Source organism: Escherichia ruysiae, from assembly GCF_031323975.1.
GTDB classification, from domain to species: Bacteria; Pseudomonadota; Gammaproteobacteria; order Enterobacterales; family Enterobacteriaceae; genus Escherichia; species Escherichia ruysiae.
In genome coordinates this window covers 33,841-47,608 of sequence record NZ_JAVIWS010000001.1, presented here as the reverse complement: position 1 = coordinate 47,608, position 13,768 = coordinate 33,841, and the positions used below count along the sequence as shown (strand labels likewise).

Genomic DNA, 13,768 nt, shown 5'->3' with positions numbered 1-13,768 from the left:
TCAATTAGTGCAATATTCACTCAACAACCACTTTCACCTTCGGTTTTGAGAGAATAATTTTGACGAGTTCAATATACGTCACCGGTTTATAGAAATAGTACCCTTGCTGGAACGTAATATTATTCTGGTTCAAATAGTCGAGCTGCTCCTTAGTCTCGACGCCTTCGGCGACAATACTGATAGAAAGTTTGCGCGCCAGATCCAGCACACAGTCCAGAATTCGGGTGGAATCAGGATCTGCATTGACCCGACCGACGAAACTGTGATCAATCTTAATATAATCGATGTGCAGATCATGGAGATAAGAAAGCCCTGAGTAGCCCGTACCAAAATCATCCAGCGCGATAACAAAACCATTTTCATGCAGAATGTTCAATCGCTGAACCAAATTTTCATCAACATGTAACGCTTCACGCTCAGTAACTTCAAGAACGAGATTCAAATCATGGCGAGTGAAGCTGTCGCGGTATTTCAGACATTCTTCAACAAATGTCGGCGAAATAATATGCGAGGCGCTAAAATTGATCCCAACATGAAATCCTTCCGGCAGTTTACTGGCGATCGCGTTCATTTGTGTGGCGACCTGACTCATCAAACTTTGGGTGAGCGGAACTATCAACCCTGATTTTTCAGCAAGTGGAATAAATGCTACAGGTGAAATATATCCTCCACGAGGATGTTTCCATCGGGCAAGAACTTCTACGCCGCGTAACGTCCCTTCCCGACCATTAACTACCGGTTGGTAAAAAGGCACAATCTCACCATTGCTTATCGCCCTACGCAGAATCTCTTCAGGTGTGTCTGTCTTATTGAAATATTTATCAAGTAAAAAGGCAGCGGAACAGGATATTAAAAGGCTGAATATCAAAATACCCAAGCCTTTGTCGATCATTCTGGTAAAGCTAAATAGCGGCGGCTGGTTATAGATAATACTGAAATGATATTCAGTGGAGTTAACCCGTCCAGAAAGTTGATGTCTGCCATTGAGAGTTGTCACATCTCCCGACGGCCCAATAATATTATCCCCCACGCGCAAACTATATTTCACCCCCTTCAACGGCACATGGAGCGCCCCACGGATATGCTGGTCGCTAATAGTCACCAGGATACGCGTATCAGCGAACTGAATCTGATAGAGCAGAATGGGTAATCTATTTACAGTGTCGAGCGCCGGAGCCAACAGCAAATTACTGTCTGGTATCTCAGGAATACGGGATAGCAGTACCCGATTACCCGGCAGCGATGTACACCAGACAGCACCTTGTTTGAGAATGATGATCGTCCGCAGATGGGGTTTCAGCGCGGCCTCTGTACCTAGCTGATATTGTTCATCCAGATCGCACCTTTTCCCTGCAATTTCCATCGCCGTTTGAGTCGCCTGTGACGCTTCCTCAAGAATATGATTAATGTTGTTGGCGGCGTACTTCGCCCCCGCCAGGCTCTCTGCTTTTGCGGAATACCAGAGCTGAATATTCAAAATAGAGACGCCAGTAATAAACAGGCACACCGCAACGAGGATGGGGATAAGTGTATTGCGCATTCGCGTGTCCCAGGACCATTTTTCTCTGTTCATTCGCTCAATCTGGCGTCTACAGAGAGCATGGTAGAGAGAATCAGAAATATCCACGTTCTTGATGAAATTTTACCCCACTATGCCGTAATACCTTCAATGTTGGATAAAAATCTCAAGTGAGCGTTAATTGACTGCCCCCAGGACAGAGAAGACGATTGAGCAACAAACCAGAACAAGAATATTGGGTAGGCAACGTTCTCTGTGTACTCATCCTTTAATACTTAACTGTATCAATGAGTAAGGATATGCTGAACTGGTACAACGTCGATGGGGACAGTAAAGGTTATACCGAGGTAAGGCAGTGCAAATTGTTACTCTACGCGACCCAGCTTTTTCTTCAACAGCACACGACACCTGCTCATAACAAACGGTATCCATCAATAACGGCATCCAAAATCAGCTCCATTATATACAGCAATATCACTGGAAGGAATGTGAAGAATCGATAGCAGTAATATAAGTTGCACAAGTCAAACGTGGATTTTTTATACTCTTAAAAACCAGAGAAATAACTTTTTCTGATAACATCTATAACCAGTTAGAATAAGAAAGAGAGCGATATATTCTTATTTAGCAAGTCAGGCTATAGAAACCATATAATGCGAACTCTGGTGCGTAAGACATTTTCTTTTCACAAAACCCCATGTTACAAATTGTAAAGATTAACTCTTCCTGTTTGTATTCAACTTGTCTGGTCATATCTAAATAGATATGTAAAATTGATAACGGCTGGTAATCATTCAATACTCGCACTATAGAAAGTTCGCCAGCCTGCCGCAGGCACGCGCCTTTATACGACGTGTCTGCGGTTTTGTTGTGATATTTATATAGAAGTACTGGTGAATTATGAGCAATCTGAATCCATGCATGGCGTGTGGTGCCTGTTGTGCATTTTTCCGCGTCTCTTTTTACTGGGCCGAAGCTGATGATGCAGGCGGAACCATACCGGCTCATCTTACTGAGCAGATATCCCCTTACCACCGATGTATGCGCGGAACTAACCAGAAGAACCCACGCTGTATTGCCCTGGCAGGAACGCCTGGAAAAAACGCCTGCTGCACAATATATAAAAACCGCTCTTCCACATGTAGAGAATTCGCCATGTCAGGCGAGCATGGAGAAATTAATGAGGCATGTAATCGCGCTCGAGCTAAATATGGACTACCTCCAATTTAAAAGCTTTTTCAAGTTTAATTAGCTCCATACTATCGCCATCCTCAACAATATATTCAGGTAGCGAAACTAACTATGCCGCGACATTACTGTCGCGGTTAATCCATTAATAATAAATACAGAAAAAACCAAAATAAATCATATAACACCCCATCAATAATTAAGACCATTGATAAAATTAAAGTACGTCTGTAGCATTATCATATTTTATTTTTCATAGACTAGTTTTTTCGTGTTATGTTATAATATGGCGAATAAACACAGGTTATCAACTTGTCAGTAATGTAAATAAATTTCGAGGAGATCATTCCAGTGGGACGTAAATGGGCCAATATTGTTGCTAAAAAAACGGCTAAAGACGGTGCAACGTCTAAAGTATATGCAAAATTCGGTGTGGAAATCTATGCTGCCGCTAAACAAGGTGAACCAGACCCAGAATTAAACACATCTTTAAAATTCGTTATTGAACGTGCGAAGCAGGCACAAGTTCCAAAACACGTTATTGATAAAGCCATTGATAAAGCCAAAGGTGGCGGAGATGAGACGTTCGTACAAGGGCGTTATGAAGGCTTTGGACCAAATGGTTCAATGATTATCGCTGAAACGTTGACTTCAAATGTTAATCGTACAATTGCTAATATTCGCACAATTTTCAATAAAAAAGGCGGGAATATTGGAGCAGCAGGTTCTGTCAGCTATATGTTTGACAATACTGGTGTGATTGTATTTAAAGGAACAAATCCTGACCATATTTTTGAAATTTTGCTTGATGCTGAAGTAGATGTTCGTGATGTGACTGAAGAAGAAGGAAGCATCGTTATTTATACTGAACCTACAGATCTTCACAAAGGAATTGCAGCTCTGAAAGCCGCTGGAATTACTGATTTTTCAACAACAGAATTAGAATTGATTGCTCAATCAGAAGTAGAACTTTCACCAGAAGATTTAGAAATCTTTGAAGGGCTTGTTGATGCCCTTGAAGATGACGATGATGTCCAAAAAGTATATCATAACGTTGCTAATCTCTAATTATAAATATCCTCCGGCTATGCCGGAGGTTTTTCAGATGCACCTATAAGGCTCTGTTTCCAGCCGCGCCCTAACTGGTGCATATGATCTAACATTTGCATTCAACTTTGTTACTTACGACCCGTAAACGAGTTGCCTGGATATGGGTTCAATAATTGTTCGCCAATTTTATCTTCTTCGAGCTGGTGCTTTATATATTCTTGTATCTTTGCTGTGTTCTTACCCAGCGTATCTAAATAATAACTCCTACACCAAAAATCCCTGTTCCTGTATTTGAATTTTAGATCTCTAAATGCTCATAGAGCATCAGACTGCGTTTACCCTTCAGATAGCCCATAAACCTCGATACGCTCATTTTCGACGGGTTCTCCACATACACAGCATTCTGCTTTCGCAACGGCTAACTCCTTTGTGTATTTCGCATCGAGTGCAGCAACATCGCACTGGCGCAACTGCATATCAGTAAAGGAAACGTCCTCAGCTTCTTGTACCGTCTGATTATCGATATCACCCCCGAAGAGGGACTGTTGAATAAATCAGATTGTAGTGAGCAATCAGGCTAACGTCAGAAAATAAAAAGGGCGCCTACTGGCAATCTTATGAATTCAACACATTACATATAGGTTAAGGTATTGTACAGTCCTGTACCTTGTAACTAATATCGAAAGGCAATAAAAATATCCAATATATAACTCATGATACTTGCCCATAAAAAAGCCCTTCCGGAGAAGGGCAGGTTTTTGTATGCGCAATGTTCCATCATCTGCATGGTGCCGGGTGCCTCCCGGTGAGTCCGGCATCAGCATCCGAACCCGCAATATTGCCGCTAAAGCCGAAGGATATTTGCAACCTTGCTGATATGCCCCTCCGCACAGGGGGATTCACCATGTAGGTATTTTTTTAACAAATAAGAAAAATGGTATCAATACCATAATCTCGAAAATACAGAATTTTATCAAATACAATTAATTTGTTATCGGAATATGATAATTATGGATTTTCCTGTATCCGAAACAACAAAATCCACTCAACGGCAGGTTTATACTATTTCGGCACAATATCAAAATTTGCTCAAATAAAGAAAAAGGAGTGATAGCGGCCTGCTGATCCCCCCCTTCGCACAGAGGAGTCACCATGCGATGATTTTTTAACACCAACGCATGGTACCGACTACCTGAATTGAACTGGTGCCCCATTGGTTACAAGTCAGTGACTCTGCCTGCTGAGCTAATGGCTGTATGGTTGGTGGCCCTTGCTGGATTTGAACCAGCGACCAGGCGATTATGAGTCGCTCGTTCTCACCACTGAGCTAAAGAGCCAGAAAAACGAATTTACTCCCTTAGAAACATATATATACAGTTTACATTATCGCATTATAAATAAAAATTGATATTTTCTTATCCAATAAAGGCATTAATCGTATTGTATATTTTGATGATTTATATCACCTTATAAAAACAATAAGGCTTTAACCATTATCAAAACAAAAATTTCATCATATTTTGAAACAAAAGGATTCAACAGATATATCTATCACCACGATAGACCACATAACAAAAACATTAAAAAATATCTTAACTATGAAAAAAAATGTTTTTATAATATTTCTAAGTATTCTCTGTACAGGAGCCGTTGTGGATCATCCTCACTTAGACAGTAGGATACCAACAAACGAAATAATCAATTGTCTTTCCCGCTCCATCCAGGAAAGTGGTTATATAATGGATCTAAACGGCACCAGGCTGCCTATTAATGCAAAAGAATTCGCAACATACAAAATGTCAAACTTCTCCGGTTCATTCTGGATCGAATATTCAACAGAAGGAAGACCAATAAGGGAGGCTGGTATAAAAGATGCAACACAGGAGAGTTATAAGGTTCTGAATGATGCATTGCGACTATGTAGTGAGACCCTGACAAGATATTGACGTTCACAATCAATGTGTTTACAGACCACACTATATATCAACAAGTCGGTTTTCCGAAATTGCTGAACATAACATTTCATCTCCGACAGTCCGCTGGCGAAGATCTTTTCGGATTTACCTGTGAATTACCGAAGCAAAAAACCGTATATCTGCGGGTTTGTATTAATATCCTAACACAGACATAAAAAGTCTATCATTGCGCTTAACTTATCACAGATACGGGAAAAAGTGAGCTAAAGAAAAAGCGACAACGAATTTAAATGGAAAACGAAATATTTAAAAAGGCTACCGTGCTCTTGATGCGGCTTCCTTGAACAGTTCTCGATAATCGGGAAACTCAGGGCGCGTTATCCTGTGGTCACTCTATGCCACGTGTTCGGGGTTCATCGCAGTAGCTACAAATACTGGAGAAAAACCAGACGGCAGATGTGCTGTATTACGCAGTTAGGTACTTGAGCTACATGGCATCAGCCACGGTTCAGCCGGAGAAAAAAGCATCGCTACAATGAGTAGAACTGCTATCTGCCCCACCAAACTATCAGGGGGTTTTGATAACCCTTAGCAAGCTAACAAAAAACAACGGGCGTGTTATACGCCCGTTACAGTTTTTAACACATGCAGAAATTACATGTTTTCGATGATCGCGTCACCAAACTCTGAACATTTCAGCAGTTTAGCGCCTTCCATCAGACGTTCGAAGTCATAGGTTACGGTCTTCGCATTGATTGCGCCTTCCATACCTTTAACAATCAGGTCTGCGGCTTCGGTCCAACCCATGTGGCGCAGCAGTATATAAAAACATTAAGTTCAATTCATTGATATTTAATGATAAAAATTATTTTATTGTCTTTTTATTAGCCAAAATCAACTTTATTCAACCGTTTGATTTCATTGACGTTCGTTTTTATTTTGGGGAAAGGTTTTATCTACCATTTATATCAAAATTACAAGCCTACATTTTATTAACATCTCAATACATGTGAGGCCTTGCAGACCTTTGTGAGGCCTTATGTGTCTCAGTTTTGTCCCTCTTTTTTGTACTAAAAAACATAGTAATTGAGGATAAACCTCATGCTATTTTCGCTTATATGCCTCTAAAGGCATGGCACTTAAATAGATAAAAGCACCACAAAATCATAAAAAACCACACAGTAAAACCGCAATATGAAACAATAACAGATAATTAAACCAAAAACAGATAGCGCATTGTGATAATCATTCAATACTAAACAAAATATAAACAGTGGAGCAATATGTAATTGACTCATTAAGTTAGATATAAAAAATACATATTCAATCATTAAAACGATTGAATGGAGAACTTTTATGCGGGCAAAACTTCTGGGAATAGTCCTGACAACCCCTATTGCGATCAACTCTTTTGCTTCTACCGAGACTTTATCGTTTACTCCTGACAACATAAATGCGGACATTAGTCTTGGAACTCTGAGCGGAAAAACAAAAGAGCGTGTTTATCTAGCCGAAGAAGGAAGCCGAAAAGTCAGTCAACTTGACTGGAAATTCAATAACGCTGCAATTATTAAAGGTGCAATTAATTGGGATTTGATGCCTCAGATATCTATCGGGGCTGCTGGCTGGACAACACTCGGCAGCCGAGGTGGCAATATGGTCGATCAGGACTGGATGGATTCCAGTAACCCCGGAACCTGGACGGATGAAAGTAGACATCCTGATACACAACTCAATTATGCCAACGAATTTGATCTGAATATCAAAGGCTGGCTCCTCAACGAACCCAATTACCGCCTGGGACTCATGGCCGGATATCAGGAAAGCCGTTATAGCTTTACAGCCAGAGGTGGTTCCTATATCTACAGTTCTGAGGAGGGATTCAGAGATGATATCGGCTCCTTCCCGAATGGAGAAAGAGCAATCGGCTACAAACAACGTTTTAAAATGCCCTACATTGGCTTGACTGGAAGTTATCGTTATGAAGATTTTGAGCTAGGTGGCACATTTAAATACAGCGGCTGGGTGGAATCATCTGATAACGATGAACACTATGACCCGGGAAAAAGAATCACTTATCGCAGTAAGGTCAAAGACCAAAATTACTATTCTGTTGCAGTCAATGCAGGTTATTACGTCACACCTAACGCAAAAGTTTATGTTGAAGGCGCATGGAATCGGGTTACGAATAAAAAAGGTAATACTTCACTTTATGATCACAATAATAACACTTCAGACTACAGCAAAAATGGAGCAGGCATAGAAAACTATAACTTCATCACTACTGCTGGTCTTAAGTACACATTTTAAGAACGCCAACTAAAATTTCCCCGAGGTGAAAATCGCCCCGGGGAATAACTAGCCATTTCAATGTAACAATTAACCCTTAAAATAAACCCAGAAGGTTATTAACTAAATCACATAGAAAACCATCAATTATAATGTGTATAAAATAGGCGACAGCAACCCAATTACAAATTAATGGTTCCAGAATATCACATCAAAAAACACACTGTATAATATTATAATTAACATGTAGACAACTTGTAATAAATATTATCAGTCAATTGTTTTGTTTATTCCATCTGTGACGCCGATTATTTTCTCAAAATAATGAGATGGCGTGACACCATAATAATCTTTAAATGCACATATGAAATATGAAGTACTGTTATAGCCACATTTCTGGGCTACGACATTGATAGAATAAGAGTTTGAAGTTATGAGTTTTTTTGCATACCTCATCCTAGTATCTCTCAATATTTCAGTAAATGACGTTCCTTCATCCCTTAATCTTTTTTTTATTAAACTTTCACTCGTATAAATCAATTCCGCAATATCTTTTAAATGCCATTGCCGCTCAATATTAAAACTGATTATTCCAGTAATTTTACAGGTAAATGTATTTATATTTGTTAGTATAAATGAATTTACACTTTCGCGTTTTTTGAACATGGCAAGTAAGGATATACATAGTCTTTCTTTTAACCAAAGGGAGTGTGAGTCTGCTATTTTAATCCCTTCAAACAGAGAAAAAACAAGCGATAATGGAGGTTCCTCTTCAGCAATATAACCATTCTTATCAAGAGTAAATTTGCCAGGCAACTCATTATTCACGTCGATAAAAAAGGATAAACATGTTTTCTTATCTATATCAACAATTCTTAGTTTAGAGGGGCATACTGGTAACTCTCTTCTAATTTTGTCGCTTACAATAAACAATGAATTTTTTTTGAACGAGATAACTCTCCTGTTTATAATTAAATCAAATGATTGACAGATGAAAACTACGGAGCAAACATAATCCATCTTGCACCTATCATAAAATTAAAACAAGTTGATAGTAGTCAAATAACAACCAATTAAATACACAATCATAATCAGGATGATGTGCATTTATATTTTTATACACAAAATTATAGTTTGCAAATTTTAATAAATTTCATTTAAGATTAAATTATTATATGTATATTGTTTTTTATTCTAACGTATTTCAAAGTTACATTTTTTTCAACGATTACTATGCTTTTTATTAACATAAACTCACTACAACGCACCTGAAACCTCTTGCTATATATATGTCAACCGTTTGAATTTAAAATAAAAAGAGTATCATTTTTACTTGCATTTCTTATCAAGTCACATTCAACAACAGTAAAAAAACATTATTAGAACCATTCAATTAACAAAAAACCAACATCCAGCTTGCTTAATTTTTCTTTATTAAACGATATTGAAAATCAATTGATAAAATACATCTAAACAACCTTTTGGGGCGCAAAAGCATAACATCAAACAAACAAATAACATACCGAAAAAACTTACAATTAATAACCTATGATATACATACTGTTTATTATGGTTGAATAAGCCACTCGATATCTGGTGCTACGGAAGTGTCCACACGGTTTAGCAGCATCCGATACTTTTTCCAGGCTTCCAGCAACGGGGTTTCTTCCTCCGTTGCATATACAGCTCACCTTTTTTCACCCACGATTAACCAACAGCCAGACCAGCAGACACGCCACCACCGGCACAGCAAAATCCATCAGGCTTGCCACATCCCATGCACGTGTATCAAAACCGCCCCACCACGGCATATTCATTCGCTTGCCATGCCCGAACATTTCGATCCAGCGATATTCTGCCTGGGTGTGTTCACGCGCAATGAAGAACGTACAACCGGCTATCGCTCCGTAAGCCCAGTTCCCGGTAAAAAGACCAATCAGTAGCTGCGCAGCCACAGCACAAAGTGCATGAAGGAAAGGTGTTATATCCATTTTCATCCTACCCAATAAAATTGGGCGCTCGGCCCCTTAATATTATTTAGACGCAAGCGCCGCCTCAATTGCAGATAATCTTTGTCTTAATTCTGCGTTTTCTTCTTCCAGTGCTGTTATCCTGTCGTCTGACTCTCTGGCTACCTGAACAAGCAAGCCAGTAACACCAGAATAATCTACAGTGTAATAACGTTCACCTTCTTCACCTTCCGATCCGCTCGCACCGTCCTGATATTTCATTGCGGAACCTACAACTTCTGGGATTGCTTCCAGAGCTTCCTGTGCAATGACACCAGCATAGGGCATACCGTTTTCTTTAAGCGTGTATGTATAGCCGTTCATTTTACGGATGCGGTCGGTTGCATTATCGATCACCTGAATGTTGTCTTTCAGATCCCGGTCGGAATGCTGGTTAAATGCGGTGGCATGACATGCACCATTAACGCTTAACATATAGGTGTTATCGGTATTTTTCTGCGCATAGAACATATAAGCGCCACCATCAACACCGACTTCATAAACAACAGGACGGCTGGAGTTGCCCCACAATTGAGCAGTAACACCAGCATAAGCGGTTCCCTGTGTGTTTAATGTCATGATTGACCCATGATTGGCATATTTGATCTGTAATGTGTCGGTGTAATCAAATTTAATAAGCGCGTTACTTCCACGCTTGCTGTATGACATAAGGCAGTTACCCATTTTGAGGTATCCGCTGTCACCGGGAAAAATCATCGTACCGCCATAAAGGTTGGTAAAGTCCCAGCAAATGTTTGTCCCGTTATCGTTCAGGTTAAGGCGCGCCATTGCGTTACCTGGACTGTCTATCCATTTTTTGAGGTATAGTTCGCAATACGCATCCTCAACACCTGCCGTCCTGTGAGTTGAGCGGAGTTTTCTCCCAAATATAGCTCCGCTAGTTGGCAATACCTGCTGATACCATGAAGCAGACCAGTCACCAACGATTTCATCTTTGCTGTCTACATATAATTTTGTTGCGTAGCTTCCTTGATCGTTTTTTAATTTGCTAACGTCGGATTTTAGCGTTTTGATGTCATCAGGAATTACTGTCGATGTAGCCATTTTTCTTCCTCACATCCAGCCACGAAGTTGATGCTCAACAGCAACCGCGTATTCATCGAATAATGACGATATTTGCGTATCCTTAATGATGCGCACGTTTACAAAATATCCATCTTCCTTAACACATACCGGTTCGCCATCTTCAGTCAGCTCTCCGGTTTCTTTGTACACGTTACCTATCACATCAATCAGAATATCATCCTGCATCGACTCGTCATTATAATAGCCAATACTTCCCATAAAGGCCGAAAAGTCGGCCCTGTCGGCAAATTTGAGTGTTAAATCTTTCATTAGATTGACTCCCCCATCTGAGCATCAGTCAATGCCTTGTGCCAAATACGCAGATTTCGAACGTGTCCAAATAGGTGACGGTTGCCGGATGATGATTGACCACCAATATTAATGAAGCCTCCTGTATATTTGTGTTTTTTATAAGGAGAAACTACCTTAGCACCAATATTACCGTTAACCACAACACACAATTCTCGACTTTCTGTGAATCTAAAGCCGATAATGCTTTTTCTCTCTGGTCGTTCTATAACGCTTTTATATTCTATTTTAGTGCCTTTACCATTTGTAATGATTGCGCGTGCTCCCAAAGATGTATACCCCAAATACATATAACTTTCATCTGCAATTTCAGTTGTATCTCCCGTAGTGGAAATATTAAGAATACGTGCGCTACCTTCTTTGTTTGGCGATTCATCCCAATTGGTATTAACTTCTGCTAATGAACTAATAGCGGGATTGCACCAATTTAGAGAAATGGGGACCGTTACAATATCGCTGGCGCGTGTTACAGGGGATGCGCCTGTTATAATAAACGATGAAGCGCACGCCCCACCTTCAACTTGAGGGGTCGCAATATAAATATAATCATCCGCGCCAGTGCCCACTCCTTTTGCCGGGGCATACTGAACCATTCCACCTATCATATTTTCTGTATCAAGTGCCTTAATTGTCGCCTCAAAAAAGATCCATTTGCTTGCTTCATCTTTAACAGCCCTTGCAGTAATGCGATTAGCGGCACCACCCGTCTTATCAATAGATAAATCTGTCGTATTTAAGTAAGCGTCACCTAAGAATGTGTAGGTAGAACCATCATAGTTTTCAAATCGTAATCGGCATCTTAAATTTGGAGTGCCACTTTGCACCCTGCATGATATGGTTACATACTTTTCTCCGCCTGTTACATCAAAACCTTTACTGCCGGAAACGGTTACTATGTTAATCGCTGAAATTTGCCCTACCATTTCTGGTTTTAATGTAAATTTTGCGTACTGGAATCCGAAATCATCTACACCTGATGCACTTAAGATCATATTTGACGACTTGTTCCATTTAGTCGGATTTGTTGAATTGATTAGCAGGTTAGTTCTTTGCCCCTCAATAAGCAGGCCATCACGTTCAAATCGTGGCTCGTCAATGGCAGCCTCTGTCAGCACACCAGATTTATTAATGTAAGTTGCTTTCGATGCGCGTTTAAACTTTACAATCTTGTCGCCAGGCATTGTTATTTCATCGTCGCCAATAACAATTTTTTTATATGATGGCGAAAAGCCCGTAATCATATCCAGTGAATCATTAAACGGTATCCACACATCGGGCAACGGCTGCAAAACTTGTTTATACGGCTCCGCTGCCTGGCTTGCATACTCTCTGGCTGCGTCTTCACTTGCTTTAGCTGCTGTCTGGCTTGCTGCCGATGCTTGCGCCGAGTTCGCCGCCGCAGTCTCGCTCGCCTTTGCGTTGGTTTCACTGGTTTTTGCTGCTTTTTGACTGTTAGCTGATGCAGTGGCAGAAGCAGCCGCCGCGCTTGCAGAACTGGCTGCTGCACTCTCGCTTTGGGCCGCTGCATCCTGACTGCTTTTCGCCGCAGTTTCACTGGCTTTGGCATTCGTTTCGCTGGTCTTCGCTGCCGTCTGGCTGGACTTTGCGTTAGTTTCACTCGTCTTCGCAGCTTTCTGGCTGTTAGCCGCAGCAGTTGCTGATCCAGCTGCTGAAGTCGCAGAACCGGCTGCCGCGCTCTCGCTTTGGGCTGCTGAAACCTGGCTGTTTTTTGCTGCAGTTTCACTGGCTTTAGCATTCGTTTCGCTGGTCTTCGCTGCCGTCTGGCTGGACTTTGCGTTGGTTTCGCTCGTCGTTGCGGCTGTCTCGCTATTTTTCGCGTTGGTTTCTGATTTTTTAGCTGCTGTTGCGGAGTTTGCCGATGCAGTCTGCGAGACCGCTGCCGCCTGTGCGCTGTTAGCTGCATTCGTTTCTGAGGTTTTCGCCGCGTTCTTCGATGATGCCGCTGCAGTTTCGGATTTCTTTGCCGCCGCTGCGCTCTGAGAGGCGGCTTCAGCGTTGCGTGCCGCTTCTTCCACCATTTCCTCAAAACGACGCAATGCCTCCGGCATGACATCATCTTCCGTCATGGCACCGAGAAAATCATTCAGCGTACCTGGTCTGGAACCTTCATAGACGGTAATGGTTCCGGCATGTGAAGGCGGAAAACCTTCAACCAGCAGGGTGACGCTGTACTGGCCATACTCAACATCCATGCTGTAACGCCCGGCTTCATCCGGATTTTCAGAGGCCACTGTGTTGACCAGTACCGTGGTGCTGTTACGCTTTGCCTTCAGTTGAATAGTGCAGTTCTGTATTGGTTTTCCCGCACCATCTTTCAGCACACCTGAGATTTTTACTGCTGCCATATCCACTCCACAAAAAAGCCCGCCTGAACCGGCGGG

At 41.2% G+C, this 13,768-nt stretch carries 10 protein-coding genes, 1 tRNA gene and 4 pseudogenes; 5 read left to right on the top strand and 10 right to left on the bottom strand.

Annotation, left to right across the window (positions count from 1 at the left end; genetic code table 11):
* Positions 1 to 16: 16 nt before the first annotated feature.
* The gene (locus RGV86_RS00305) at positions 17 to 1,540 is read right to left on the bottom strand and encodes an EAL domain-containing protein (protein ID WP_085460637.1); all 1,524 of its coding nucleotides are present in this window, start codon (positions 1,538 to 1,540) and stop codon (positions 17 to 19) included.
* 879 nt (positions 1,541 to 2,419) lie between these two features.
* Between RGV86_RS00305 and RGV86_RS00300 the strand changes: the two genes are divergently transcribed.
* Together RGV86_RS00300 and RGV86_RS00295 are read left to right on the top strand one after the other, a co-directional pair.
* Entirely contained in the window at positions 2,420 to 2,749 is a 330-nt protein-coding gene (locus RGV86_RS00300; protein WP_010345776.1) for a YkgJ family cysteine cluster protein, read from the top strand.
* A 309-nt stretch (positions 2,750 to 3,058) separates the two neighbouring features.
* Positions 3,059 to 3,775, top strand: coding sequence for a YebC/PmpR family DNA-binding transcriptional regulator (locus tag RGV86_RS00295; RefSeq protein ID WP_085460636.1), 717 nt, complete (start codon positions 3,059 to 3,061; stop codon positions 3,773 to 3,775).
* Between the two features lie 110 nt (positions 3,776 to 3,885).
* Here RGV86_RS00295 and RGV86_RS00290 read toward each other — a convergent pair.
* Both RGV86_RS00290 and RGV86_RS00280 read right to left on the bottom strand, forming a co-directional pair.
* Positions 3,886 to 4,286: pseudogene (locus tag RGV86_RS00290) on the bottom strand (transposase).
* Between the two features lie 732 nt (positions 4,287 to 5,018).
* Positions 5,019 to 5,094: transfer RNA gene (locus RGV86_RS00280), tRNA-Ile, on the bottom strand.
* Positions 5,095 to 5,409: 315 nt separating this feature from the next.
* On the opposite strand from RGV86_RS00280, the gene RGV86_RS00275 reads away from it, so the two are divergent.
* Positions 5,410 to 5,703, top strand: a complete 294-nt coding sequence (locus tag RGV86_RS00275) for a hypothetical protein (RefSeq protein ID WP_024165126.1) — start codon at positions 5,410 to 5,412, stop codon at positions 5,701 to 5,703.
* A gap of 230 nt (positions 5,704 to 5,933) precedes the next feature.
* Positions 5,934 to 6,214, top strand: a pseudogene (locus RGV86_RS00270) (IS3 family transposase); the annotation flags it as partial.
* A 113-nt stretch (positions 6,215 to 6,327) separates the two neighbouring features.
* Here RGV86_RS00270 and RGV86_RS00265 read toward each other — a convergent pair.
* Positions 6,328 to 6,495 (bottom strand): annotated as a pseudogene (locus RGV86_RS00265) (isocitrate/isopropylmalate family dehydrogenase); the annotation flags it as partial.
* Between the two features lie 534 nt (positions 6,496 to 7,029).
* On the opposite strand from RGV86_RS00265, the gene ompT reads away from it, so the two are divergent.
* Positions 7,030 to 7,983, top strand: a complete 954-nt coding sequence (gene ompT, locus RGV86_RS00260; protein WP_001201818.1) for an omptin family outer membrane protease OmpT — start codon at positions 7,030 to 7,032, stop codon at positions 7,981 to 7,983.
* Between the two features lie 249 nt (positions 7,984 to 8,232).
* Here ompT and appY read toward each other — a convergent pair whose 3' ends face one another.
* The 6 genes and pseudogenes from appY to RGV86_RS00230 all read right to left on the bottom strand — a co-directional run bounded on the left by appY (position 8,233) and on the right by RGV86_RS00230 (position 13,732).
* The gene (appY, locus tag RGV86_RS00255) at positions 8,233 to 8,982 is read right to left on the bottom strand and encodes a DNA-binding transcriptional activator AppY (RefSeq protein ID WP_000386784.1); all 750 of its coding nucleotides are present in this window, start codon (positions 8,980 to 8,982) and stop codon (positions 8,233 to 8,235) included.
* 547 nt (positions 8,983 to 9,529) lie between these two features.
* A pseudogene (locus tag RGV86_RS00250) lies at positions 9,530 to 9,640 on the bottom strand (tail fiber assembly protein); the annotation flags it as partial.
* Positions 9,641 to 9,659: 19 nt separating this feature from the next.
* A complete protein-coding gene (locus RGV86_RS00245) occupies positions 9,660 to 9,953 on the bottom strand; it encodes a hypothetical protein (protein ID WP_000355602.1) in 294 nt (97 codons plus the stop codon).
* A 42-nt stretch (positions 9,954 to 9,995) separates the two neighbouring features.
* Positions 9,996 to 11,036, bottom strand: a complete 1,041-nt coding sequence (locus tag RGV86_RS00240; RefSeq protein ID WP_309508434.1) for a tail fiber domain-containing protein — start codon at positions 11,034 to 11,036, stop codon at positions 9,996 to 9,998.
* Between the two features lie 9 nt (positions 11,037 to 11,045).
* On the bottom strand, positions 11,046 to 11,327 hold the full coding sequence (locus RGV86_RS00235; RefSeq protein WP_000654160.1) for a hypothetical protein: 282 nt from the start codon (positions 11,325 to 11,327) through the stop codon (positions 11,046 to 11,048).
* Positions 11,327 to 13,732, bottom strand: coding sequence for a prophage tail fiber N-terminal domain-containing protein (locus RGV86_RS00230; RefSeq protein ID WP_309508435.1), 2,406 nt, complete (start codon positions 13,730 to 13,732; stop codon positions 11,327 to 11,329). The genes RGV86_RS00235 and RGV86_RS00230 overlap by 1 nt, the downstream gene beginning before the upstream one ends.
* Positions 13,733 to 13,768 lie beyond the last annotated feature (36 nt).

What these genes read in the sequence shown, in the direction of transcription:
- RGV86_RS00305 (WP_085460637.1), bottom strand. Translation starts at nt 1,540, where the DNA reads ATGCGCAATACACTTATCCCCATCCTCGTTGCGGTGTGCCTGTTTATT.
- RGV86_RS00300 (WP_010345776.1), top strand. Translation starts at nt 2,420, where the DNA reads ATGAGCAATCTGAATCCATGCATGGCGTGTGGTGCCTGTTGTGCATTT.
- ompT (WP_001201818.1), top strand. Translation starts at nt 7,030, where the DNA reads ATGCGGGCAAAACTTCTGGGAATAGTCCTGACAACCCCTATTGCGATC.
- appY (WP_000386784.1), bottom strand. Translation starts at nt 8,982, where the DNA reads ATGGATTATGTTTGCTCCGTAGTTTTCATCTGTCAATCATTTGATTTA.
- RGV86_RS00245 (WP_000355602.1), bottom strand. Translation starts at nt 9,953, where the DNA reads ATGGATATAACACCTTTCCTTCATGCACTTTGTGCTGTGGCTGCGCAG.
- RGV86_RS00240 (WP_309508434.1), bottom strand. Translation starts at nt 11,036, where the DNA reads ATGGCTACATCGACAGTAATTCCTGATGACATCAAAACGCTAAAATCC.
- RGV86_RS00235 (WP_000654160.1), bottom strand. Translation starts at nt 11,327, where the DNA reads ATGAAAGATTTAACACTCAAATTTGCCGACAGGGCCGACTTTTCGGCC.
- RGV86_RS00230 (WP_309508435.1), bottom strand. Translation starts at nt 13,732, where the DNA reads ATGGCAGCAGTAAAAATCTCAGGTGTGCTGAAAGATGGTGCGGGAAAA.